Here is a 22,890-nt window from a genome sequence, read left to right on the forward strand (position 1 = left end):
TGCTGGTCATGGATCGGGTGACCCTGGACAAGCAGTGGCGTGGTCACGGCCTGGGCGCCGTCCTCGCAGTGGAGGTCGTTCACCGTCTCATGGCCGGCTGTCGGGCGGTCGCGTGCTCACCTGGCGTCACAGACCTTCGCGGCAGCCGCCTGAGGGACCAGGCCGAGTGGGACCGAGTGAATGCCAAGATCTCTCAGGGCTGGGAGCGCATCGGGTTCCGCCTCTACCGGGACAACATCTATCTCCTCTCCCCGACCTCGCTGGAGCTGGAGGAGCAACGAGGGGTGCTGCGAGCGCAACTGGCGGAGCTTGGTGCTGTCTGGCGGCTCCTGTAACACCGCCCTACTCCAGCCTGATCGGAGGGGCCCGAGGAGTGTCGTGTCTGATGTAGCGTCTCGCCGCTCGTGGCACAGGCTCGGAAGTTTTCGCACCCCAGCATCGAGTGGACCCATGGAGGCCGTGAGCCGGCGCTGCGGCGCGAGTACCTCGCCGCCACGCTGGTCCCACGATGGCGCCAGGGCGGGGAGGCGAGGTGAGTTTCGCCCGGACACTGCCGGGCCGGACAGTGGAAGGACTGACCGCGTTCAGGAACCAAGCGGGGCCGCCGCAACCTAGTCCGAGGGGATAAGGCGAGAAACGGGCCAACCTCTAGGACTTGTCCGGCCGATCATGTTGCTGGTTAGGGTGCGAGCGTGTCCAAGACAAGCGTGAGTAACGAGACCAGCAGCATGCTCTGCCTGTGGGTCGAGCCGTGGGGTACCGATCACTGGATGCGTCCGGGTGAAGAGTTCACCGTGGTGACCGAGTCGGAGCCGGAGCAGTCGCCGTTCAACGTGGTCGTGCATGACCAGGGCGTCACGGTGTGGGTGAACTCGGGTAATGACGCCGAAGTCTTCGACAAGAACGGCGGCCCGGTGCCGTGTGGACACCAGCGGCCGGCAGAGGGTGGTCTCTGAGCTGTGTGCGATCGTCAGGTCCGGAGCCAGATGACAAGGGCTGCCGCCGTCGCGGTGCCGAGGAAGACGTAGCCGCGCTTGTCCTAGCGAGTGGCCACCGCTCGGGACTGTTTCAAGCGGTTGATTGCCCGCTCGACGGTGTTGCGCTTCTTGTACCGCTCCTCGTCGAATCCCGGTGGTCGTCCCCCGCGTGACCCTTTGCGCAGACGGGCTGCCTGGCTGTCGGTCTTCTCCGGGATCGTATGTCGGATGCCCCGGCGCCGCAGGTACTCGCGACAGGGGCCATTGCTGTAGGCCTTGTCGGCTGCGAGGCTGTCCGGCTTCGTGCGGGGCCTGCCTGGGCCGAGTCTGGGGACGCGGATCTTCTCCAGAACCGGTTTGAACTGGGTGCAGTCCGCACGCTGACCGGGGGTGACGATCAGGACAGCGGGCGGCAGCGGCCATCCGCACTCAGGTGGAGCTTGCTGGTGAACCCGCCGCGCGAGCGGCCCAGGCCCTCACCTCCAGCACCACCTCCACCAGTCGGCCGACGAGGCTCTGCCACGGCGTCTCGTCCTGGTGTTCCACCACTTCGGCCCCCTTTGAAGCGGGTACTGGCGGCAGATCGGTGCGGGCACCGGCCGCATGCTGATGCGCGCGGACGATGGTGGAATCCACCGAGATGTCCCAGTCGATTTCACCCGCAGCGTCAGCCGCGGCCTGGACCTGGTGGAGCAGACGTTCCCAGGTGCCGTCGCCCGACCACAGCCGATGGCGTTCGTAGACGGTCTTCCACGGGCCGAACCGCTCGGGCAGGTCGCGCCACTGCACTCCGGTCCGCACACGGTGCAGAATGCCGTTGATCACCTGCCGATGATCCCGCCACCGGCCGCAACGACCGTTACTGACCGGCAGAAACGGCTGCAGCCGTTCCCACTCGGCATCCGTCAGGTCACCCCGCCCCATGTCCACATCAACGACACGGGCACCGAGTAGTCACATGATCGGCCGGACAACTCCTAGGCGATGAGCAGCGCCTCGGCGCCGACCGGCCGGTATCCCGCGGCCTGGAAGGCGCGGATGCTGCGGGCGTTCCCGGCGGCCTGCTGCGACCAGACCGGTTCTCCGCCGGGTACGAGATGGCGGGCGGCAGTAGCCAGTGCTCGGCCCAGGCCGCGGTGGCGTATCTCCTCATCCACCTCGATCGCCGTCTCCCAGCGGCCCGCCACTCCCCGGCCGAGTACGAGCACTCCGCCGGCGGTGGCCCACACGCGCACGCCGTCACGGCGCTTGCGCGCCCTCACCACCCGTGGATGGTCCGGGTCGGCGATTTCCTTGAGGTCCAGTGGCGGCTCGCCCGGCAGCGGGGTGGCGACCGTGAGCAGGTCGATCGTGTCGTTCGACCTGCCCGTACGGCTCAGGAGCGCTGCCAGGAAGCGCGGGTTCATGGTGGCGGCCAGCTCGTCGCAGTCCACGGAAGCCAGCGTTGCCCGCACCCACTCCGGGTCCTCGTCGGTGAACACCACGGAGTGTGCGGTGAACGCAATCACCCCTGCGTCGCGACGGCTTGGTTGCGCCACCACTGTCGTGCCTCCGTCCGGTGGCGGGAACTTCCCCTGCGACGCGGCTTGCAGGATCTCGGCGAGTGTCTGGTCCATGTCCCTGTCGTCCCCTCGATTGCGACTCGGCCCGTTCGTGATCAGATGGCCACGCCCAGGGAGGGCAGGGCTTCACGCGGGCCGGGCTCGTGAAAGTGATGTTGCGCGCGGCGATCACGGAGATAGGTGGTCCGCGACCGATCGGGCCCAGCGGCGGTAGCCGGGGCAGGGGGATGGAAGGCGTCGCGGGCGAAGACATCGGGGTCGGCCGGGATGGCGCCGGAGCGGACCCACGTCGCCTGCGGGCGCTCGGCGCACATCCGGCGGGAGACTCCCGCCTCGGTGGAGAGTCTGTGGGCTCTCGACCGAGGCGACGGCACCGTGCAAGTCGACAGCACTCCTTGGTTCGTATGTGGCGTGGCATGCGGAGAAGGGCGCGTGCTCCAGTCACCCACCGACGGCTTCGATCCCGGTCCCGTCCGGGCCCAGGTGGAGACGCCTGCGTTGCATCCCGCCGGGCCACCTCTTCGAGTACGGCACGTTCCTCGGCCTGCCGGGAGGTATCCGGGGCCACATCCGCCAGTCGATGAGCTGGACTGGGTCAGCCTGCCAGTCGGGCGAGGGCCAGCGCGTGAGCGCGGTCGAGGGAGACATCGGCAGCGCACGGGATGTCCGGCTGCACACCGGTGCCCTCCCAGTTCGTACGGGAGACGGGGTTGATGGCGCGGCCCATGGGGACGGTGACTTCCAGGTGTGGGTGCACGGTCCAGCCCTTGCACGGGTGTGCGCCGCCGCGGGTGGGCTCGCCGACGACTACGGCGCGGCCGAGCTGCTGGAGGTCGTACGCCAGCTCCTCAGCGGCGGAGAAGGTGCTGTCGCTGGACAGCACGTACAACGGCTTGCTGCCGCCGAAGCGCGCACCGGGAACGTGCGGCAGGCTCCAGGACTGCTCGCTGCGCTCGCCGCTGCGCCACTGCATGGTGTTGAGGTGGGTGCGCTCGTCGAGTAGATAGCTGCAGACGAAGGCGACCGCGTCCGGGTCGCCGCCCCGGTTGGCGCGAAGGTCCACGATCAGCGCCTGGGCGCGGGAGGCCAGGGTGAGCGCGGCGCTCAGCGGTTCGGCGGCCCACTCCAGCGGAAACAGCATCGGTGCCAGCTCCACCACGGCGACCCCTCCGTCGAGCAACTGCACCCGGGGCACACCGCCCAGCGAGGTGTCGAAGTCCCGTCGCATGGCGTCCAGGGTGGCCGCCCCCTGCTTCGGGGACACCGGGTCGGCGTGGTGCTTGAGTCTCAGGTGTCGGTCGCCGTTGACGGACTGCAGGTCCGCGGTGACCAGCCGGGCGAGCTCCTCGGCGTCGTCGACGTCGTAGGCGCCCTCGGCGAGGCGTCGTTGCAGCAGGCCGGCGAGCTGCTCGGCCATCTCGGGGAAAACGTAGTGTTCGGTCAGCAGCCGGGCTGTCTCGTCGATGACAGGGGCCAGGGGAAGCTTCGTTGGAGTCGTCATGGCACGGAGTAGAGCACCACCCTTGCCAAAGCGTCAAAGAGTTTAGACACTTTCGGTATGCGTGATCAGCCTCCCTATCCGCAGCCCCCTGAGGACGTCCTGGAGATCGGCGCGCCCGAGCAGTTCGCGGCGCTCGCCCACCCGTTGCGTCAGCGGTTGCTCTTCGCCCTGGGCCACCGGCCTGCCACCACCACCCAGCTTGCGGCGCAGCTCGACGCGAAGAAGGGCAACGTGGCCCACCACCTCAAAGTGCTCCGCGAAGCCGGGCTGATCCACATCGCCGAGACGCGCCAGGTCCGCGGCGGCACCGAGCAGTATTACCAGCGCACGGCCCGCCACATGGTCGTCGCCGAACCCCAAGCCGCAGGCACCGCCGCGATGCTCGCCGCGGTCGCCCAGGAACTCGACCGCTCTCCCGCCGAGACCCACCTGACACTGCGCCACCTGCGTCTCAGCCCCGCGACGGCAAGAGAACTCGGCGAGGCCCTCGCCAAACTGGTCGACGAGGCCGAGGAAGACGCAGAGGACCAGCCCCTGCACGGTGTGTTGGTGGCGCTCTATCAGCATGCCCTGCCGACCAGCACCACCGGCTCCGCCTAGCGGTACCACCTCATGGCCTGACCGCCACCCGGTACCACGGCAGTGAAGGCCGTCGTCGTCCTTCACCACGCCTCGACCTGAGGTGGGAAAGGGCTCAGGATCCAGGCGGGCTGCCGGTCAGCCAGGCCATCCGGACCCGGACTCCCGTCGAGGTCGGGTGCCGGCCACCCTTCCCGCAGCAGATTCAGAGTCTGCAACGTGCGGTTCCGTAAAACCGGAGCGGTGCGCGACCGGCATCAGTCTGCTGCGAGGGCCTGAACGGCCTTCCCTCTCACGTGCCATGGGAGATGCGTACACGGCGGCGAAGGGTGGGGAGACCCGCTCACGGCAGGATCCGGAGATCTTCATCGGGTTGTGCTCGCGGAGACCGGTGATTCTGCCGATGCCCGTGCGGAGCGCCGACCCGATAGTGGCCGAGCCAGTTCACGGCGCGTCCGCCACTCCGCTCCCCCGGTGGCGGCCGCCCCACGACACGAGAGGACGACTCCGTCGTGACACGACACTTCGCCGCGGCCCTGGCCGCCGCCTGCCTCACCCTGCTCCTCGCCCCCGGCGTCCAGGCCGCGGACACCGCCGCGGGCGCCGCCACCGCCGCCAACCCGTACGAGCGCGGTCCCGCGCCGACCAATGCGAGCATCGAGGCGCTGCGCGGCTCGTACTCCGTCGCCGAGACCGGTGTCTCCTCCCTCGCCGTCACCGGTTTCGGCGGCGGCACCATCTACTACCCGACGTCCACGAGCGACGGCACGTTCGGTGCGATCGCGATCTCCCCGGGGTTCACCGCGACTCAGTCCTCCATCGCCTGGCTCGGGCCGCGTCTGGCGTCGCAGGGCTTCGTCGTGTTCACCATCGACACCCTCACCACGCTCGACCAGCCGGGCAGCCGCGGACGCCAGCTCCTGGCCGCGCTCGACTACCTGACCCAGCGCAGCGCCGTACGAGGCCGCGTCGACGCGACGCGCCTCGGCGTGATGGGTCACTCCATGGGCGGCGGCGGAACCCTCGAAGCCGCCAAGAGCCGGCCGTCCCTCAAGGCCGCTGTTCCGCTCACCGGCTGGAACACGGACAAGAGCTGGCCGGAGATCAGCACGCCGACCCTCGTGATCGGCGCGGACGGCGACACGGTCGCCCCCGTCGCCACCCACTCGGAGCCCTTCTACGAGAGCCTGCCCGGTTCGCTCGACAAGGCGTACCTGGAGCTCAACGGCGCCACGCACTTCACCCCGAACACCTCGGACACGACGATCGCCAAGTACAGCCTGTCGTGGCTCAAGCGGTTCATCGACGACGACACCCGCTATGACCAGTTCCTCTGCCCGCTGCCGCGGCCCAGCCTGACGATCGACGAGTACCGCGGCACCTGCCCCCTCGGTTCCTGACGCTCTGTGCACCATCACAGAACGGTGCTCCCGGGTCTGGGCCCTCGCCCAGACCCGGGAGCCTTCCCGCGTCCCATACGGGTCGGTAACGTGACCGCCGTGAGCGGAGCGAGCCAAGCCGCCGCCCCGAGCCCGCGGCTGTACGACCGCACGACCGAACTCGCCGCCGTGGCCCGTCTGGCGGCCCGAGTCGAGACCGGGACCGGAGGCGTCCTCTTCCTCATCGGGGATCCCGGCGAGGGGCGCACCGTGCTGCTCGCCCGGGCAGCCGCCGACTTCCCCGGCACGGCGTACCGGATCGCCGCGCCCGGGCATCGCGCGCCGTGGAGCGGAGCGCGTGCCCTGTTCGCCGCCCTGGCCGCCACCCCGTCGGCGGGGCGCAGGGCGCTGCGGCGCGCGCGGGTCGGGGACGGGCTCGGTGCGACCGTGGCCGGCCTCCTAGCCGACTCCGCCTCCGGCACCGGCACCGGCACCGGCACCGGCACCGGCACCGGCACCGATCCTGGGTCCGGGTCGCGGCGCTCGGTGCTGATCTGTCTGGACGACCTGCATCTGTGGGACGCCCATTCGCGGGCCGCGCTCACCGCGTCCTGGCAGGAGCCCGACCGTCGCGGTCCCGGCGGGCGGGTACGGGTGGGCTGGCTGCTGTCGGCCGCCCGACACCATCGTCTCCCCGATGTGCCGGCGGCGGAGACCGTCCGCCTCGGCCGGCTGACCCCGGCCGGTGGACGGGCCCTCCTGAGCGACGTGTGCCCGGTGCCCCCGGCCCCGTGGGTGGAGGGGCGGTTGCTCGACGAGGCGGCGGGGCACCCGGGTGTGCTGACCGCGACCGTACGGCGCCTCTCCCCCGCCCACCTCGCGGGAACCACGCCCCTGCCGCGGCCGGCGGCGGACGGCGCCGTGCTCGCCGAGGTGTACGGGGGCCTCATGGGCCGCCTCCCCGCGGACTCCCGCCGCCTGCTCGCCGTGGTGGCCCTGTCGGCCCGCACGGGATCCGGAGGACCGGACGCGCCGACGGACGGGATCGGCATCGACGCCGTCCTCGCCGGGGCGCGGGCCGCCCGCACTTCGGTCGAGCCGCTCGACGGCCTGATCGCGGACGGGCTGCTGCACAGGAGCGGCGCCAGGCTCCGATTCGAGGACTCGTTCCTCGGTCGGGCCCTGCTCGCCTCGGCGCCGGGGCAGGAGGCCGACCCGTCACCGGGCCGGACCACGGACACCGCGCTCGCCCGGAGCGAGGGCCACCGCGCCGACCGCCTGGGCCCGCCCGCCGCCGTCCGCGCCCTCACACCGCTGGTCCGTGGCCGCTCCCACCTGGTACGCGGTCTGGCGGCCCTCGCGGGCGGTCCGGTCATGGACGCGCACGAGGCGTTCCTGGCAGCGGCGGAGCTGTTGCGGGGGCGGGCACCCGTGGAGGCCTCCGACGCCCGGTTCCTCGCGATGGAGGCGGCCTGGGCCGGGGGTGACGTCGCCGGCTGCCTGGCCGCCCTGCACGGCGGAAGGGGAGTCCGGGGTACGGAGGGGGACTTCGCCGACGGGCTGAGCGCGGCCCTCGCCGTACGGCTGGACGAGGCCCGTGCCCCGCTGACGCGGGTGGTGGCGCGGGACGGTGCCGCGGACGATCCCCGGCTGCTGCTCCGGGCGGGTTCGGCCGCGCTGGTCCTCGGCGACACCACCGCTGCGGCCAGGGTCCACGCCCGGGCGCTCGCCCGGGCCCGGGCCGAGGACCGTACCGCCCTCCTGCCCCGGGCGCTGGAGCACCTCGCCTACGCCGAACTCCGGGCCGGCCGGTACAGCCGGGCCGCGCGCACCGCCCGGGAGGGGCTGCGGGCGGCGGAGCTGACGGGCCAGGACAACGTGGCGGCGCACCAGCACGCCGTCCTGGCGCTCGTGGCCTCGGTGGCGGGCGACGGGAAGGCGGTGCGGGAGCACGCCGGGCGCGCCCTCGCGACGGCGCGCCCCCACGGTCTCGTCCAGGCCGCCACCCTCGCCGAGTGGGCGCTGGCCCGGGACGAACTGGGCAGGGGGCTGGCCGCGCAGGCCACCGCGCGGCTCGTCCCCCTCGTCCGGCCCGGCCCCCGGGGCGGCCACTTCGCGCTGCGGATGCTGGCCGTCCCCTGCTTCGTGGAGGCGGCCGTCGCGTCGGGCCGGAGCACGGAAGCCCGGGCGGCGGCCGAGGAGTACGCGGTGTGGGCCGCGCAGGGCATCGACCGCCCGGCACCCGCTCAACTGGCCCGCTGCCGGGCACTGCTCGCGGAGGACGAGGAATCGGCGTACTGGTTCGGCGAGGCCGTCCGTCGCCACGACAGCTGTGGCAACGACTTCGAGCGCGCCCGCACCCTCCTCGCCTATGGCACGTGGCTCAGGCGCCGCCGTCGCCCGGGCGACGCGCGAGGCCCGCTGCGCGACGCCCTCGTCACCTTCGAGCGGGCGGCGGCGGAGGGCTGGGCCGAGCACGCCCGGTCCGAGTTGCGCGCGACCGGTGGCGCCACCGGTGGCGCCACGGATCCTTCGGTGGCGCGGGAGCTGACCCCCCAGCAGCAGCGCATCGCGCGCCTCGTCGCGCAGGGCGCCACCAACCGCGAGGTGGCCGACCGCCTTGCGCTGAGCCCCCGCACGGTCGACCACCACCTCCGCAGCGTCTTCGCCCGGCTGGGCATCCGCTCCCGTGTCGAGCTCCCGGGGGTGGTGGGCCGGTGGGGCGCCGCATCCGGGAGCTCGACACAGGAGGGCCTGTACTGACCGCTCAGAGATGTTCCGTACCGGTCTCAGCGCAGGACGGAGGAGAAGTTGTCCAGCTGGACCCAGGTCACCTTGTTCGTCGCCTGGGGGCCGAAGACGTTGAGGGCGCCGGCCGTGTTCGCCTCGACGCGGAGCGCGTTGATGCCCTGACTGTTGTTGCGCGGGCAGACGCCGCGGGTCAGCTTGGGCGGGCGGATCGTGGCCGGGAGCGTCCCGAGGCGGCCGTCGGCGGTGAACGCGCAGGTGACGGTGCCGCGCAGCTGGAGGTACTCCGTGCCCGCGAGGCGGATGACGCGGGCCTGGGCCGGTGCGCCGGCCTCGTTCTCCACGGTCGGCTCCAGGACGATCGCCGTCCAGTCGACGACGACCTGGCAGCCGTCCACGGGGTCCGCGGCGGCGGCCGGGGTGGCCGCGAGGAGCGGGGCGCCGACGGCGACGGCCGGGGCGGCCAGGGCCGCGGCGAGCAGGGATCGGCGGCTGGTCGTGTGCTGGGTCATGCTCGATCCTCCGGATCGGGTGCGGCGGGCGGGCGCCTGAACGGGTGCGGTGGGTGCGCGGAGTTCGGTGCGTGTCGTCGATGCGTCGGGTGCCGTCGATGCGGCGGGTGGGGCGGGGCGGCGGGCGTTCATCTCCAGGCGACCGAGACGCCGTCGAGGTCGATCCAGGTGATGGCGTTGTCGGCCGCGGCGCCGTACGCCCAGAGCGCTCCGTGCACGTCCGCCTCGATCCGGCACACACAGCGACCGGTGTTGTTGTTGCGGGGTACGTTCTGGCGGGTCAGGTGGGTGGGGCGCAGCCGGTGCGGCAGGGTCGCGATCCTGCTGTCCGCGGTGAGACCGGGGGCGCAGGTGAGGGTGCCGCGCAGCTGGAGGTAGGTGGTGCCGGCGAGGGCGATCAGCCGCCCGCGCGGGGGCTGCGCTCCGGGGGTGACACCGGGCTCCAGGGCAAGGTCCTCCCAGTCCGCCAGCACCTTGATCCCGTCCACCGCCGGCTTCGTCGGGTACCAGCCGATGGTGACGTCACGCGAACCGGTGGTGCCGGGGACGGTGTTGCTGAAGCCGAACAGCAGCCGGGTCTCCGCGGTCGCGGGGTCGACCTCCACGGCGACGCCCTCGGGCTCGCGTCGGGTGAGGCCGTCGGCGTTGGTGACCACCTGTCGGTCGAGGCGCGCGCCGGTGGTCCAGTCGTACGAGGTGAGGAAGGCGATCCCCGGGAACTCGCTGGGGACCGTCGTCGGATTGTTGGCCTTGTCGTACGGGGCCCACTGGTACGCGTAGAGGACGTTCCCCAAGACGGTGAAGCCCTGGGAGACGAGCGACTGTTCCAGCGGGTAGGGCGACGGCACGTCGGGAGTGACGTCCTCACCGGCCGGCATGACGAACGTGGTGCCCACCGGGACCCAGGAGCCCGCGGCGGCCGCGGCGGGGTCGTACCGAGTGAAGTGGCGCCTTCCGTTCTTGTGGTACATCACGCAGAGCAGGTTGTTCACCGGGTCGAGGAAGGGTCCGGTGCCCGCCGTGCTGCCGGGCGGCGTGAACTTCCGCTCCTGCGGTATGAACTTCCCTTCGAGGACCCTGTCGGGCTCGAACAGGAACCGGGTGACGGCCTTGCCGAAGGTGGACTTGACCTCGCCGTCCTTCATGGTGGTGTGCAGCGGGCCGACCTCGGTCCAGAGGTACGTGTCGGCGCCCACGGGCTCCGCGCCCATCGAGAGGCCGTGCCCGAAGCCCTTCAGCTGCATCGAACCGGTCACCTTGCCGGTCAGGCGGTCGATGCGGTTGAGGTACATGTTCCCCTCGGGAACCGTGGCCGAGCTCTCCACCTGGAGCACGAAGACGTGTCCGTTGACCGTGTCGGTGGCGATGGCCTGCGGTGCCGGGCTCTTCACCAGGTCGACCGTCTGGATGAGCCTGCCGGTGACACCGGACAGATCGACGCCGTTGGCGTCCGTGTATGCCATGTTCTCTCCCCCGTGGATCCCCTACGGATCTCCATACGAAGAGAAGATCATCACACGAAGGGGCACTCTCGTGGATGGCCTGAACTGGACGCGTCCGCCGCTCGGCGTCGGGGAACGATCACCGACGTGCGTCGAGGGAGGGGTTCGGGTACGTGAGCGAGTCGAGGGCCGGCGAGGCCTGGGGTGGTGCGGAGGAGTTCGTCGAGCTGTCCTCGGCGCTCAGCGGATTCAGCGTGGCCGAGCTGGAGAAGACGGGGATGGCCGGGGTGTACGCGGAGTTCGTCGCCGCGCGGGTGGGCCCCGGGCCGTGCCGCGCGCTGCGGGCGGGCCTGGCCGGACTCCCCCACGAACCGGATTCCGCCGACGCGGCTGCCGGGGAGCTGTCGGCGAGGCTCGCCGAGGAGCCGCTCGCCCTCGCCAGATCGCTCACTCACCTCTGGTACACGGGGTGCTGGCTGGGCCCGCCGGGCTCGGCGTCCACCGTCGTCTCCGCCCGCGCCTACGCCGAGGGGCTGGTGTGGCGGGCCCTCGGCGGACACGCGCCCGGCACGGGCCGGCCCGGGTTCGGGAGCTGGTCACAGGCGCCCGAAGGGGCCGCCCGATGAACGCCGGCCTCGGGCCCTCCACCGCGCACGCCCGCTACGACGTCATCGTCGTCGGCGCCGGCATCGCCGGTTCACTCGTCGCCCGGCGGCTGGGCGAGCAGGGGCGGCGCGTGCTCGTCCTGGAGGCCGGTCCCGCGGTGGCCGACCCCGAGGCCGGCCACCAGGCCGCGCTCCACACGTACCTCACGGCGGGAGCCAAGGTTCCCGGCTCCCCGTACGTCCCGGCCCCCGAGACGCCCTGGCCGGAGGTGACCGACCTGGCCGGCCTGCCCTCGGGCGGGTTCACGGCCGACGGCCACCTGCTCCAGCGCGGCCCCCTCCCGTACGCCAGCGGTTACGTACGCGTCAACGGCGGCACCGGGAACGTGTGGACGGGACTGACGCCGAGGATGCACCCGGAGGACTTCCGCACGGCGGAGTTCGGCTACGGCCGCAGCTGGCCGATCGGCTACGACGAGCTGGAGCCCCACTACCGGGCCGCGGAGTACGAGATCGGGGTCGCCGCCGACGTCGACGAACAGCGCGAGCACGTCGGACTGCCCTTCCCCGATGCCTACACGTTTCCCATGAAGGCCCTGCCCGTCAGCCACCTCGACCGGATGCTCGCCGCCCGGCTCGACGGCCGTACGCTCCCCGACCCGGCCACCGGTGACCCGGTCGTCCTCCGGGTCACCGGCACCCCGCACGGCCGCAACAGCACACCCGACCCCCTCTACGACGGCGGCGCCGGATACGTCCCCGCGGGCGCGCACGGCCGGCCCGACCCCGGCAGCCGGTGCCTCGGCAGCGCCAGCTGCATCCCTCTCTGCCCCAGCCACGCCAAGTACACGCCTCTCAAGACCCAGGCCCGCTGGAGCGAGTCGGTGACGCTGGTCGACCGGGCCGTCGTCCACCGGGTCCTGACCGACGGCAACGGCCGTGCCACGGGGGTCGCGTTCCTGCGCTGGACCCCCGGGACCGGCCCGGCGGTTCCGGGTACGGCCTCCGCCGACGTCGTGGTCCTGGCCGCGCACGCCGTCGAGAACGCCCGGCTGCTGCTCCTGTCCGGCCTCGCCGACCGCAGCGACCAGGTCGGCCGCAACCTGATGGACCATCCGGTGCTGCTCACCTGGGGGCTGATGCCCGAGCAGGTCGGCCCGTACCGCGGCCCTGGCTCCACCTCGGGCCTGGAGGGGTTCCGCTTCGGGCCCGCCCGCCGCGCCCGCGCGCCCTTCCGCGTCGAGATCGGCAACTGGGGGTGGGTGTGGTCGAGGGGGCCCGTCGACGGGGACGTCGCCACGCTCCTGCACAGCGGGGGCCCGACCGGCCGGGGACTCTTCGGCACGGCGCTGCGGACCGCCGTGCGGGAGCGCGCGGGGCGCCAGTTCACCCTCCAGTTCGAGATGGAGCAGGAGGCCGACCCGGCCAACCGCGTCACCCTCGACCCCCGTCGGCGCGACGCGCTGGGGCTCCCCCGCCCGGTCGTCGCGTACGACCTCTCCGCGCACGTCAAAGAGGGCATGGCCGCCGCGCGGCAGGTCTCCGACCGGATCTTCGGCCTGCTCGGTGCCGAGGACCACACCGACGACCCGGCCGGTCCCGTCTGGCCGGGCCGTTTCGAGCACCGGGGCAGGACCTACTCCTACCGGGGAGCCGGCCACGGGGCGGGCACCCACATCATGGGCGACGATCCCGCGACCTCCGTCGTCGACTCCCATCAGCGCTGCTGGGACCATCCCGGCCTGTACGCCGTCGGCTGCGGCAGCATGCCCTCGGTCGCCACCTCCAACCCGACCCTGACCATGGCCGCCCTCGCGCTGCGCAGCGCCGGGGCCATCGCCCGCGAGCTCACCGCTCGCGACCGGCCCGCCGTCATCACTCCAGGAGCCGCCCCGTGACCCCCCTGCCGCTGCCGCCCGTCCCCGCGCCGTACCAACTGCCGTTCCACTACGGGGCGCTGCACCAGATCGGCGTCGACTTCCTCGTGGAGCCCGAGCCGGTACGGGATCTGCTGGCCAAGCGTCATCCGGCCCTGACCGCAGCCGAGTTCGACGGGCGGGCCGTCGTGTCCCTCAACTACCAGCTCTACTTCGCGCAGTACGCCTTCGGCGGTGGCATCACCCAGGAGATCGAGTTCAACGTCATCGCCCACCCGACATCGGAGGTCCACCGGCTGCCCCGCCTCTCCTACGAGGAGTACGCGCACGGCGTCGACCAGACCCGGCTGCTCGGCATCGCCCGCATCCACGTCCTGTGCGACAACCCGCTGGCCATCGACGCGGGGCGCCGCCTCTTCGCCGAGCCCAAGCATCCGGGCTGGTTCGAGACGACGATGCCCTCGCCCAACGGCCCGGCGGGTGACGCCTGGTCCGTGCGCTGCCGCAAGGCCACGGCGGCGGTGGACGGCTCGGACACGGTGGTGCGTCACGACGCGGACGTCCTCACCCTCACCGCCGACCTCACCGGTCTGCCCTCGGTCCCGGCGAACAACGCTCCGGTCACCGGCTACGGAACCGACGCCGAGGGGCGTGCGCTGGCCGGCCCGATGAACCTCTACCAGCCCTACCGGCACCACGCCCTCGACCCCGTCGCCGACGCCGACCGGATCCGTCTGACCGTCCACGACGGGACGACGGACCTCGGACAGGACCTCACGACCCTCGTGGGCCCCCGCCCCGCGGCCGGCGCCTGGACGTTCCAGTCCCCGCCGGTGGCCGCCCACAACCGTCCCTACTACCTGCCCCAGCCACGCTGAGACGTCAGGTCAGCAGGCTGTTGGGGTGCGAGGACCGGCGCGCCGCGGCGAGGAGGGCGTGGATCCGCGGGCCAGCCTCGTCGATGCCGGTGACGGGGGTGGGGAAGGGCAGGCGGACGTCCTGGTGGCCCACGGGGTACTCCAGGCGGAGGGTGACGCCGTAGCGGTCCATGGCGACCGGCAGGGCGCGGACCATGCGCCGGTCGGGGCGTGGGCGGACGAGGCGCAGGAGCAGCGGCACGAGTTCGGCGTGACTGTCGACGAGGTGGGTCAGCATGGACGCCTCGCAGGAGGCCATGGGGTCGACGTCCGCCGCGTGGAGTGCGTCCAGGGTGAGGTACGTACGCCCCTCGGCGTCTTCGAGCAGCGCCTGGCCGAACTCCAGGCATGTGCTCTCGGTCGCGTCGTGCGCGTAGTCCGCGCCCAGCAGCCCGGTCAGGGTGACGCGCGCCCGCAGTCGCTCGCGTACGGCGGTGGGGGCGATGTCCGTGAACTCCAGGCGTACGGGGATGCGCGCGCCCTGCCCGCCGTGGACGCCCTCGGACGGGTCGTGCAGGTGGATGTGGCCCATCGGCCCCGTCCCGTCCAGGAGGTGGACCTCCTGGCGGCGCCCGTCGGTCACGACCGTCATCGAGTGTGCCGAGGCCAGGAGGGAGCGCACACGCTCCGCGGGGGTGGGCTGGGTGACGTGCGTACCGAAGGGGCGCATCCAAGCTCTCCAGGGGCGAGGGAGGAAAAACCCAAGTCGTTACTTAGGCAAGCCTAACCTAACCCATGTGGGGAGCTGTTTGAAGGCGGGGGGTCGGGCCCGTCGGGTGACGGGCCCGACCTTCTTCGGCGGCGGTCGGTCGGTCGGTCGGTCGGATTCGGCCGGTCAGACCCGGTCGGCCGCGATCAGCAGGTACTGGAAGGAGCCGTCCTTGTACGACTCGATGAACGCCTCCTCGATCCCGGTGACCAGCGACGACGTGGCCCGCAGCTCCCAGTAGGGCAGGGTCGCGGCCGTCAGGTCGACGACCGCCTGCGGGACGAGACGGTTGTCGGCCATGGCGCGGAGGTACTCGCGGCGGGAGTGGATGTTGCACTCGAAGTGCGCGTTGATCTGCGAGACCCACTTCGAGGGCTGGCCGTACCGCGGGTTCCAGCAGCCGGTGATGGTCACGTAGCGCCCGCCGACCTTGAGGAAGCGGGAGTGCTCGGCGAAGAGGTCGTCCAGGTCGACGTACATGCTCGACTCGTTGTTCCACGAGCCGGCGATGCTGCCCTTCTCGAACGGGGTGTCGAGCATGTTGCACACGGTGGCTCGGACGTGGTCGTCGATGCCGAGCTCCTTCGCGCGCCGGTTGCCGAACTCGGCCTGCGTGGAGGAGAGGGTGACGCCCTCGACCTTGCAGCCGAAGCGCTGGTGGGCCATGACGCTCGAACCGCCGCGGCCGCACCCGGCGTCGACGAGCGTGTCGTCCTGCCCGATGGCACCGAGGTGGTCGAGGAGCACTTCGGCCTGCGCCGACTCGAGGCGGTGCAGCTCGGCGATCAGCTTCTTCTCGTACTCGCTGTCCTCGGTGTCACCGAGGGAGGCGTGGTCGACGTCGCCGATGCCGTAGTGGTGGTGGTAGAGCCCGTCGACGTCGCCGAGGCGCAGGTTCACGGGCCTGGCCTCCTGGTTCCAGTAACGGGCGATGTCGCTCTGGTAGGGCGACGCCGGAGCCGGAACGAACGCGGAGGTGGCGAGGGCGGAGGTGAGCTCGGTGCTGGTCACAGAGAGATCCATTTCTTACCAGAAATCGGGCAGGCTGTAGCGGAAGGTGTTGGTCTGGTGCCAGTAGTGGTTGCCGTCGACCCACACGGCGACTCCCCGCAGGAAGCGCAGCACGCTGGGGACGGGACAGGCGGCGGCCAGGGCGGCGGCTTCGGCCTCGAAGTCGCGCATGAGGTCGTTGTGGACCTCGACCGCCTTCAGATAGGCGTCCCGCTCCGAGAGCTTCTCCCGGTCGGCGATCACCACGGGCAGGTTCAAGTGCCGGCCGGGGGCGGCGAGTTCCTTGGTGTACGAGTAGAGGTCGTTGACGATCGTCGTCGCGTTGCCGGCGAGCGCGATGACCCGTTGCATGTCCGGCTGCGCGTGCAGGTCCGCAGGCAGTTCGTAGCCGCCGACGGTGTCGGTGATGGTGGGGCAGGGGCGGAAGTTGTTGAACTGCCGCATCGCGAGGTACTCCCACACCTCCGGTACGTGGTCCGTCTCGGCCCAGGAGGCCTCGGCGAGGTAGCCGAGGTGCAGCCGGGCCATGTCGTGCCGGAACCGGTCGGCCTGGGAGGGGGTGGACTGCCGGACCAGGTACTCCATGGCGGAGCGGTAGGCCCGCCGCGGGGCGTCCGCGTGGAGCGACTCCGACCACTGCGGCGCGTACTCCCGCGTGGTGTGGAACGAGTCGAGCGCGGTGTGCGCCAGCAGGAGCCGGCCGCCGAGGCCGATGGGCGAGCCGCCGTGGTCCTCGCAGTAGCAGTCGTCCACCGCGTTCTCGGCGACCATCAGCCGCGTCGCGATCATGAGGTGGTCGACGGTCGGGGCGTCCGGGTGGCAGGCCACCATGTAGCGCCCGACGGAGAATCCGTCGAACTCGCCCTCCCACTCCTCGGGGAACAGGTCGACCTCGTCCACCGCCCAGTCCTTGATACGGCGGCTGACCTCCTCCACCGTCGCCGGGTCGGGCTCCGGCACCGGGTGGTAGTAGAGGCCCGGGATGTGCAAGGCGTCCGCCGGCGCCTCGGGTGCCGCCGGGAGGGGCGGCTCCGCGAGGGGCGGCTCCGCGCGCCGGACCAGACTCAGCCCCGCCGTGCCGAGGCCGGTGGGGCCGCGCAGGATCCGGCCGAGGTCGGGCCCCGGCTCCGCCGCCGCGGCGGGAACGGGGGCGGTGGACGGCGCGGTGTCGGCGGCTTCGACGCCGACGGCGCCGGCCTGGGCGAGGACGTGGGCCCCGAAGTGGGCCGCTGCGGTGGGCAGGCTCGACTGCAGAGGGGAAAGCCCGGGCTCGGGCATCCGTGGCTCCTTGAAGGGGGTGGGGTGGTACGTCCCGGATCCCGGGCGCGCTCGCCCGGCCCGGAGGCGTCCGGGCTGTCGTGTCGGCCGGACGGGTGCGGCTCCGGTGGGCGTCAGCCCCGCCTGCGGGCGATCTGGACGTTCTCCAGGACGCCGAGCGCGTTGGGCACGAGGATCGCGGCGGAGTAGTACGTGGTGACCAGGTACGACATGATCGCCTGCTCGCTGATGCCCATGAACCGCACGGACAGTCCGGGCTCGTATTCCTCCGGCAGGCCGGTCTGGCGGAGACCGATGACGCCCTGGTTGTCCTCGCCGAGGCGCATGGCGAGGATCGAGCTGGTGTTCTCCTTGCTGATGGGGATCTTGTTGCAGGGCAGGATCGGGACCCCGCGCCAGGACGGGACCTGGTGCCCGTCGAGGTCGACCGTGTCCGGGTAGAGCCCGGCGGCGTTCCACTCGCGCCCGATCGCCGCGATCGTCCGGGGGTGGGCGAGGAAGATCTTGGTGCCGCGACGGCGGGTCAGCAGCTCGTCGAGGTCGTCCGGGGTGGGGGGACCCGAGTGGGTCTGGATCCGCTGCTTGAAGTCGGCGTTGTGGAGGAGCCCGAACTCAGGGTGGTTGATGAGCTCGTGCTCCTGGCGCTCGCGCAGCGCCTCGATGGTGAGCCTGAGCTGCTCCTCCGTCTGGTTCATCGGCCCGTTGTAGAGGTCGGCGACCCGGGTGTGGACCTTGAGGACGGTCTGGGCGACGGAGAGTTCGTACTCGCGCGGCTTGAGCTCGTAGTCCACGAAGGCGCCCGGGAGGGTGACCTCGCCGGTGTGACCGGCCGACATCGCGATCTCGGCCTCGCCGTGACGGTTCTGCCGCTGGAGGGGGAGCGAGCTGAACTCGTGGAGGTGCGTCTGGAGGCTCGGCGCCGAGGACACGATCGAGGCGAAGTCGGCGCGGGACAGCGTGAGCAGGATGCCGGAGGTCTCGGCGGTGGCGGTGTAGTCCCACCTGGCGTCGGCGTCCAGGAGGGCGTTCTCGCCGATGTGGTCGCCGTCGGCGAGAACGGAGACCGCGACCTCGTCGCCGTACTTGCCGACGGAGGTCTGGTTGATCCGGCCGTGGGCGATCAGGTGGATCTGCTCGGCTGGGGTGCCGCGCTCGGTCAGCACCTCGCCGGCGCGGAAGTCGCGCTGGACGCAACGGCCGGCGATCGCGGTGAGCACCTCGACGTCGTCGAAGCCGCGCAGCAGGGCCAGTTCGCCGAGTTCCTGCGGGATCACGCGGACGCGCGAGCCGTCCTGGACGAACTCGATGCGGCCGTCGCCGACGGTGTAGCTCAGTCGGCGGTTCACCCGGTAGGCGCCGCCCTTCGTCTCCACCCAGGGGAGCATCCGGAGCAGCCAGCGGGAGGAGATCTCCTGCATCTGCGGGGTGGACTTGGTCGTGGTGGCGAGGTTGCGGGCTGCCGCGGTGCTCAGGCTGGACTGCCGGGGCGGCGCCACCTGCGCTTCCGGGCCGGTGTCGACGGTCATCGGGGCGAGCTCTCCTTCGGGTGGACGACGGTCGGCATACGGATGCAGACCGCTGAAAGAGGAAAAAGGGGGTCAATCTCTGGGAATTCGTCCAGATCCCGGGGAACAGTAACGGTCGGTAAGCCCCGCTCACCCCATCAGTTCGGAGGCATTACCTCAAAGCGGTGATCTTGCTTCGCGTGAGGTTTATCCGGGAGATCGACGGTATCCAGCCACCCTCGCCGGGGAACGCGAAAGCCCTCCGGCTCCGCGTGGCGGGAGGGAGCCGGAGGGCGAGGAGGAGGGGGCCGGGTCTATGCGCGGCCGGTGGCCAGATCCATCAGGCGGGCGAGGACGCGGCCGCCGGAAGCGGCGACCCCGTCGTGCTCCCATTCGTTGGTGACCCAGACGCGGGAGGCGCCGATCCCGCGCGCGGTGGCGAGGGAGATGCCGGCGTCGACGTACATGTCGTCGTGGTAGACGATCGCGGCGAGCGGGACCTCGTTGGCGGCGAGGCGGCTCGGGTCGTAGAGGGGCGGCCAGTCGACGCGCGCGGCCAGCAGGTCGGCGGCGTCCGCGAAGGGGCGCAGGCCCGCGATCTCCCGGAACATCCAGGGGTACATCATCTCGCCGGTGAGCAGGAGCGGGTCGGCGTCCCCGGCGAACTCGGGGAAGTCGGCCAGGGCGCGGGAGGCCGCCCAGCCGGTCGGGCCGGCGCCCTGGCCGTACAGCGACTCCTGCATGACGGCGAAGAGCGGGTTGTCGGTGAAGCCAGTCTGGGTCATCACCTGGTGGAGGAACGTGTCGCTCAACTCGCCGTCGGTGTCGAGGGCTTCGTCGAGCAGCCAGTGGACGCGCTCGAAGCCGTCCCCCATGCCGAGGCAGAGCCCGAGGGTGCGCAGGCGGTGCGGCGTGAGGCGGTCGCCGTTCGGGAGGCGGACGTCGTCGGTCGCGAGGAGGTCGGCGATCTTCCGGAGGCGGGGCTCGTCCTCGGGGTAGCGGGCGTAGAAGTCGAGGACGCGGTCGCGGACGCGGGGGTAGGTGCGGGCGTACACGTCGTCGGCGGTGGCGGTGAGGCCGGGCAGGCCGCCGGTGACATAGCAAGCCTTCAAGCCCTCGGGGGCATGGGAGAGGTAGGTGAGGGTGAGGAAGCCGCCGTAGCTCTGGCCGAGGGTCTCCCAGGGGGTGTCGCCGCAGAGTTCGCGGCGGATCAGCTCCGCGTCGGCGACGATCGCGTCGGCCCGGAAGTGGGCGAGGTAGCCGGCGAGCCGGTCCGGGGAGGCGAACCGGGCGGCGGACCGCGCGGTGACCGGGGTGGAGCGTCCGGTGCCGCGCTGGTCGAGGAGGAGCACGCGGTGGGTCTTCAGGGCCTGGGCCAGCCAGCCGGGCGAACCGGCCGACGGGCGGGGCGACTTGCCGCCGGGGCCGCCCTGGAGGTAGAGCAGCCAGGGGAGTTCCTCGCCTGCGCGGGCCGGGTCGGCGACCTCCCGGGCGAAGACCTCGATGGTGGGTCCGTCGGGTGCCCGGTGGTCCAGGGGGACGGTGAAGGTGTGGTCGACGGTCGCGTACGCGGGGTTCATGGCTTCCTTCCACGGCCGCGGGCGGCCGGTCAGATGTGACATTGCATCGATGGGTGGCCGTCGTCCGCCCGTCGAGAGGAGCCTCCATCCGACCGTCGGCCGGCACCGCTACCCCGCGGTCGGCCGGTCGCCCTTGGCCCAGAGGGAGCGGACGTGTCCCAGGTGCCGGGTCATGCACTTCTCCGCGCCCTTGGCGTCGCCGGCGAGCATCAGGTCGAGGAGCTCCAGGTGCTCCTCGGCCGACGGGATGAGGTTGCCGCTCTCGTCCAGTGCGGTGAGCCCGTACAAGCGGGAGCGCTTGCGCAGGTCGCCGACGGTCTCGACGAGCCGTTCGTTGCCCGCGAGGCCGAGCAGCGTGAGGTGGAACAGACGGTCCGCCTCCAGATACCCGATGAGGTCGTGCTCGCGGGCCGCGCGCACGATGTCCTCGGCGACCGGCCGCAGCGCCTCCAGGTCCTCGCGGGCGGCGATCCGGGTGATCCTGCCGACCATCGGGATCTCGATGAGCGCGCGGATCTCGGTGTACTGGTCGAGGTCGCGCTCGTCGACCTCGGTGACCCGGAAGCCCTTGTTGCGGACGGGCTCGACCAGTCCCTCGCGGGCCAGGTCGAGCATCGCCTCGCGGACCGGGGTGGCGGAGATCCCGAAGTCCTCGGCGAGGGTCGGCGCCGAGTACACCACCCCGGGGCGGAGCTCGCCCGAGATCAGGGCGGCTCGCAGGGCATGGGCGACCTGGTCGCGCAGCCGCTCCCGGGAGGCGTTGAGGTCGCGGTGGGTCAGGTGCCCCATGACGGTGGTGATCCCTTCGTTCCGGTTGACATCACCACCGTACGATGTCACGCCGTGGGGCCCGCGGGTGCCAGTGTGTACGTCCGGCTCGACGTGTAGAAGTCGAGGGCCGCCGTGCCCTGCTCGCGCGGCCCGTGGCTGGACGCCTTGGAGCCGCCGAACGGCAGGTGGAAGTCGACGCCGGTGGAGGGGGCGTTGAGCCGGATCATCCCGGTGTCGAGGAGGTCGAGGCCGGTCAGCGCCGTGTTCAGGTCGGCGGTGTGGACCGAGGTGACCAGACCGTACGGTACGGAGTTGGTGATCCGGATCGCTTGGGCGAGGTCGTCCGCCACGAGCAGCGACGCGACGGGGCCGAAGACCTCTTCGCGCAGCAGCCGGTGTCCCGGGGAGACCTTCTCGACCAGGGTCGGGGCGGCGTACCAGCCCTCCCGGTCGGGCACGGTGCCGCCCGCGAGCACGGACAGCCCCCGGCAGGCGTCGCCGACCCGGCCGCGGGCGTACTCGTGGATCAGCGGCCCGCACACGGTGGCCGGGTCGGCGGGGTCGCCGACGGGGACGGCCCGCAGTACCTCGGAGAGCGCCTCCCGCAGCGGGTCCAGCGCGGCGCCGACCGCGATGACCCGGCTGGTGGCGGTGCACTTCTGGCCGGCGTACCCGGCGATGGCGGCGGCGATGTGGGCCGCCGCCTGCTCGATGTCCGCGTCCGGCAGGACGAGCGCCGCGTTCAGACCGCCCATCTCCGCCTGCGCCGGGATGCCCCGGGAGGTCGCGGCCCGGGCGACGGCCTGGCCGACGGGGGTGGAGCCGGTGAAGGAGACGACGTCGGCGGCGGAGACGAGCGCGTTGCCCTCGGTCGCGCCGCCGGGCAGGACCGTGAACACGGCCTCGGGCAGGACCCGCTGGACGATCTCGGCCAGGCGCTGGGCGCACGCCGTGGCCTCGGGGGCGGGCTTGAGGACGACCGTGTTCCCGGTGGCGAGCGCCGGGGCGGCCTTCCAGGTCGGGATGGCGAAGGGGAAGTTCCAGGGCGTGATGAGCCCCGCCACCCCGTGCGGGCGGCGGCGGGTCAGGAGCAGTCCGGGGCCCGCCGCGGTCTCGTGGACCGCTCCGGTGGGCTGGTAGGGCGCCTGGGCGTAGTAGCGCCAGATGGCGGCGGTACGGGCGACCTCGGCCCTGGCCTCGGCCAGCGGCTTGCCCACCTCGCGTACGGCGAGCGCGGCCAGTTCGTCGGCCGCGGCCTCGACGGCGACGGCGACGGCGCTCAGGGCGGCCGAGCGGGCGGCGGCCCCGGCGAGCAGCCAGCCGGGCTGGGCGGCGCGCGCCCGCTCGACGGTGTCGACCGCCGTGAAGGCGCCGGGTGCCGGGATCCGCAGGAGCACGTCGGCCGGGTCGGCCGGGTTGCGGGAGATGACGGTGGGGACTGTGTCGGTCACAGGAGGAAGCCTCCGGGGAAGGGGTCGTCCGGGTCGAGGAAGTACTGCGCGGTGCCGGTGATCCAGGCACGGCCGGTGACCGTCGGGACGACGGCGGGGAGGCCGCCGACCTCCGTCTCGGCGGTGAGCCGGCCGGTGAACTCCGTACCGATGAAGGATTCGTTGACGAAGTCGGTGTCGAGCGGGAGCTCGCCGCGGGCGTACAGCTGGGCCATGCGCGCCGAGGTGCCGGTGCCGCACGGCGAGCGGTCGAACCAGCCGGGGTGGATGGCCATCGCGTGCCGCGAGCGGCGGGCGTCGGAGCGGGGTGCCGCGAGGTACACGTGCTTGAGCCCGGCGATCTCCGGCTGCGTGGGGTGCACGGGCCGGTCGGGTGAGGCGTTGACGGCGGCCATGACGGCGAGTCCGGCGGCGAGGAGGTCGTCCTTGCGCTCGCGGTCGAACGGCAGTCCCAGGGAGTCGAGTTCGACGAACGCGTAGAAGTTG

Annotated in this window: 20 protein-coding genes and 1 pseudogene; 8 read left to right on the plus strand and 13 right to left on the minus strand. The window is 72.1% G+C overall.

All coding sequences use genetic code 11. The annotated features are described in order from the left end of the window. Positions 1-17 precede the first annotated feature (17 nt). On the plus strand, positions 18-335 hold the full coding sequence (locus ACFWWU_RS16020; protein WP_384144899.1) for a hypothetical protein: 318 nt from the start codon (positions 18-20) through the stop codon (positions 333-335). 357 nt (positions 336-692) lie between these two features. Beyond that, positions 693-956: a hypothetical protein gene (locus ACFWWU_RS16025; protein ID WP_384144902.1), complete on the plus strand. Its 264-nt coding sequence runs from the start codon at positions 693-695 to the stop codon at positions 954-956. Between the two features lie 14 nt (positions 957-970). On the opposite strand, the pseudogene ACFWWU_RS16030 reads toward ACFWWU_RS16025, so the two are convergent. From ACFWWU_RS16030 to ACFWWU_RS16040, 3 genes and pseudogenes are all read right to left on the minus strand, one after another. Beyond that, a pseudogene (locus ACFWWU_RS16030) lies at positions 971-1,901 on the minus strand (IS5 family transposase); the annotation flags it as partial. Positions 1,902-1,954: 53 nt separating this feature from the next. Further along, positions 1,955-2,593 (minus strand): GNAT family N-acetyltransferase, encoded by a 639-nt coding sequence (locus ACFWWU_RS16035; RefSeq protein ID WP_384144904.1) that lies wholly within the window; start codon positions 2,591-2,593, stop codon positions 1,955-1,957. Positions 2,594-3,134: 541 nt separating this feature from the next. After that, a complete protein-coding gene (locus ACFWWU_RS16040) occupies positions 3,135-4,040 on the minus strand; it encodes a S41 family peptidase (protein WP_384144907.1) in 906 nt (301 codons plus the stop codon). Between the two features lie 57 nt (positions 4,041-4,097). On the opposite strand from ACFWWU_RS16040, the gene ACFWWU_RS16045 reads away from it, so the two are divergent. The 3 genes from ACFWWU_RS16045 (at position 4,098) to ACFWWU_RS16055 (ending at position 8,761) form a co-directional block, all read left to right on the plus strand. Then, the gene (locus tag ACFWWU_RS16045) at positions 4,098-4,640 is read left to right on the plus strand and encodes an ArsR/SmtB family transcription factor (protein ID WP_384144910.1); all 543 of its coding nucleotides are present in this window, start codon (positions 4,098-4,100) and stop codon (positions 4,638-4,640) included. 491 nt (positions 4,641-5,131) lie between these two features. Further along, complete coding sequence (locus tag ACFWWU_RS16050) at positions 5,132-6,019, plus strand: alpha/beta hydrolase family protein (protein ID WP_384144913.1); 888 nt, start codon at positions 5,132-5,134, stop codon at positions 6,017-6,019. A gap of 99 nt (positions 6,020-6,118) precedes the next feature. Beyond that, positions 6,119-8,761, plus strand: a complete 2,643-nt coding sequence (locus ACFWWU_RS16055; protein ID WP_384144916.1) for a LuxR C-terminal-related transcriptional regulator — start codon at positions 6,119-6,121, stop codon at positions 8,759-8,761. A gap of 26 nt (positions 8,762-8,787) precedes the next feature. Here the strand turns inward: ACFWWU_RS16055 and ACFWWU_RS16060 are convergent, their stop codons facing one another. Beyond that, positions 8,788-9,258 (minus strand): hypothetical protein, encoded by a 471-nt coding sequence (locus ACFWWU_RS16060; protein WP_384144919.1) that lies wholly within the window; start codon positions 9,256-9,258, stop codon positions 8,788-8,790. A gap of 128 nt (positions 9,259-9,386) precedes the next feature. Beyond that, complete coding sequence (locus ACFWWU_RS16065; RefSeq protein ID WP_384144922.1) at positions 9,387-10,721, minus strand: hypothetical protein; 1,335 nt, start codon at positions 10,719-10,721, stop codon at positions 9,387-9,389. Between the two features lie 152 nt (positions 10,722-10,873). Here ACFWWU_RS16065 and ACFWWU_RS16070 point away from each other — a divergent pair, with 152 nt between their 5' ends. The 3 genes from ACFWWU_RS16070 to ACFWWU_RS16080 are packed head-to-tail and all read left to right on the plus strand — an operon-like array spanning position 10,874 to position 14,060. Then, on the plus strand, positions 10,874-11,326 hold the full coding sequence (locus ACFWWU_RS16070; protein ID WP_384144925.1) for a hypothetical protein: 453 nt from the start codon (positions 10,874-10,876) through the stop codon (positions 11,324-11,326). Continuing rightward, positions 11,323-13,203: a GMC family oxidoreductase gene (locus ACFWWU_RS16075; RefSeq protein ID WP_384144928.1), complete on the plus strand. Its 1,881-nt coding sequence runs from the start codon at positions 11,323-11,325 to the stop codon at positions 13,201-13,203. Before ACFWWU_RS16070 ends, ACFWWU_RS16075 begins: the two co-directional genes overlap by 4 nt. Further along, a complete protein-coding gene (locus tag ACFWWU_RS16080) occupies positions 13,200-14,060 on the plus strand; it encodes a hypothetical protein (protein WP_384144931.1) in 861 nt (286 codons plus the stop codon). The genes ACFWWU_RS16075 and ACFWWU_RS16080 overlap by 4 nt, the downstream gene beginning before the upstream one ends. 4 nt (positions 14,061-14,064) lie before the next feature. Here ACFWWU_RS16080 and ACFWWU_RS16085 read toward each other — a convergent pair whose 3' ends face one another. The 8 genes from ACFWWU_RS16085 to ACFWWU_RS16120 all read right to left on the minus strand — a co-directional run. Continuing rightward, positions 14,065-14,769, minus strand: a complete 705-nt coding sequence (locus tag ACFWWU_RS16085) for a DUF2470 domain-containing protein (RefSeq protein WP_384144934.1) — start codon at positions 14,767-14,769, stop codon at positions 14,065-14,067. Positions 14,770-14,934: 165 nt separating this feature from the next. Then, entirely contained in the window at positions 14,935-15,819 is an 885-nt protein-coding gene (locus tag ACFWWU_RS16090) for a geranyl diphosphate 2-C-methyltransferase (RefSeq protein WP_384144937.1), read from the minus strand. Positions 15,820-15,834: 15 nt separating this feature from the next. Beyond that, positions 15,835-17,097: a family 2 encapsulin nanocompartment cargo protein terpene cyclase gene (locus ACFWWU_RS16095; protein WP_384144940.1), complete on the minus strand. Its 1,263-nt coding sequence runs from the start codon at positions 17,095-17,097 to the stop codon at positions 15,835-15,837. A gap of 113 nt (positions 17,098-17,210) precedes the next feature. Then, a complete protein-coding gene (locus ACFWWU_RS16100; protein ID WP_384144943.1) occupies positions 17,211-18,623 on the minus strand; it encodes a family 2B encapsulin nanocompartment shell protein in 1,413 nt (470 codons plus the stop codon). Positions 18,624-18,916: 293 nt separating this feature from the next. After that, on the minus strand, positions 18,917-20,182 hold the full coding sequence (locus tag ACFWWU_RS16105; RefSeq protein ID WP_384144946.1) for an alpha/beta fold hydrolase: 1,266 nt from the start codon (positions 20,180-20,182) through the stop codon (positions 18,917-18,919). Positions 20,183-20,290: 108 nt separating this feature from the next. Beyond that, positions 20,291-20,971, minus strand: coding sequence for a GntR family transcriptional regulator (locus tag ACFWWU_RS16110; protein WP_384144949.1), 681 nt, complete (start codon positions 20,969-20,971; stop codon positions 20,291-20,293). Positions 20,972-21,018: 47 nt separating this feature from the next. After that, positions 21,019-22,404: an aldehyde dehydrogenase family protein gene (locus tag ACFWWU_RS16115; protein ID WP_384144951.1), complete on the minus strand. Its 1,386-nt coding sequence runs from the start codon at positions 22,402-22,404 to the stop codon at positions 21,019-21,021. After that, on the minus strand, positions 22,401-22,890 hold a 490-nt coding region (locus ACFWWU_RS16120), incomplete at its 5' end, for a proline racemase family protein (RefSeq protein WP_384144954.1). The genes ACFWWU_RS16120 and ACFWWU_RS16115, both read right to left, overlap by 4 nt.

The sequence above is a fragment of the Streptomyces sp. NPDC058650 genome (genome assembly GCF_042717315.1).
Lineage (GTDB): Bacteria > Actinomycetota > Actinomycetes > Streptomycetales > Streptomycetaceae > Streptomyces.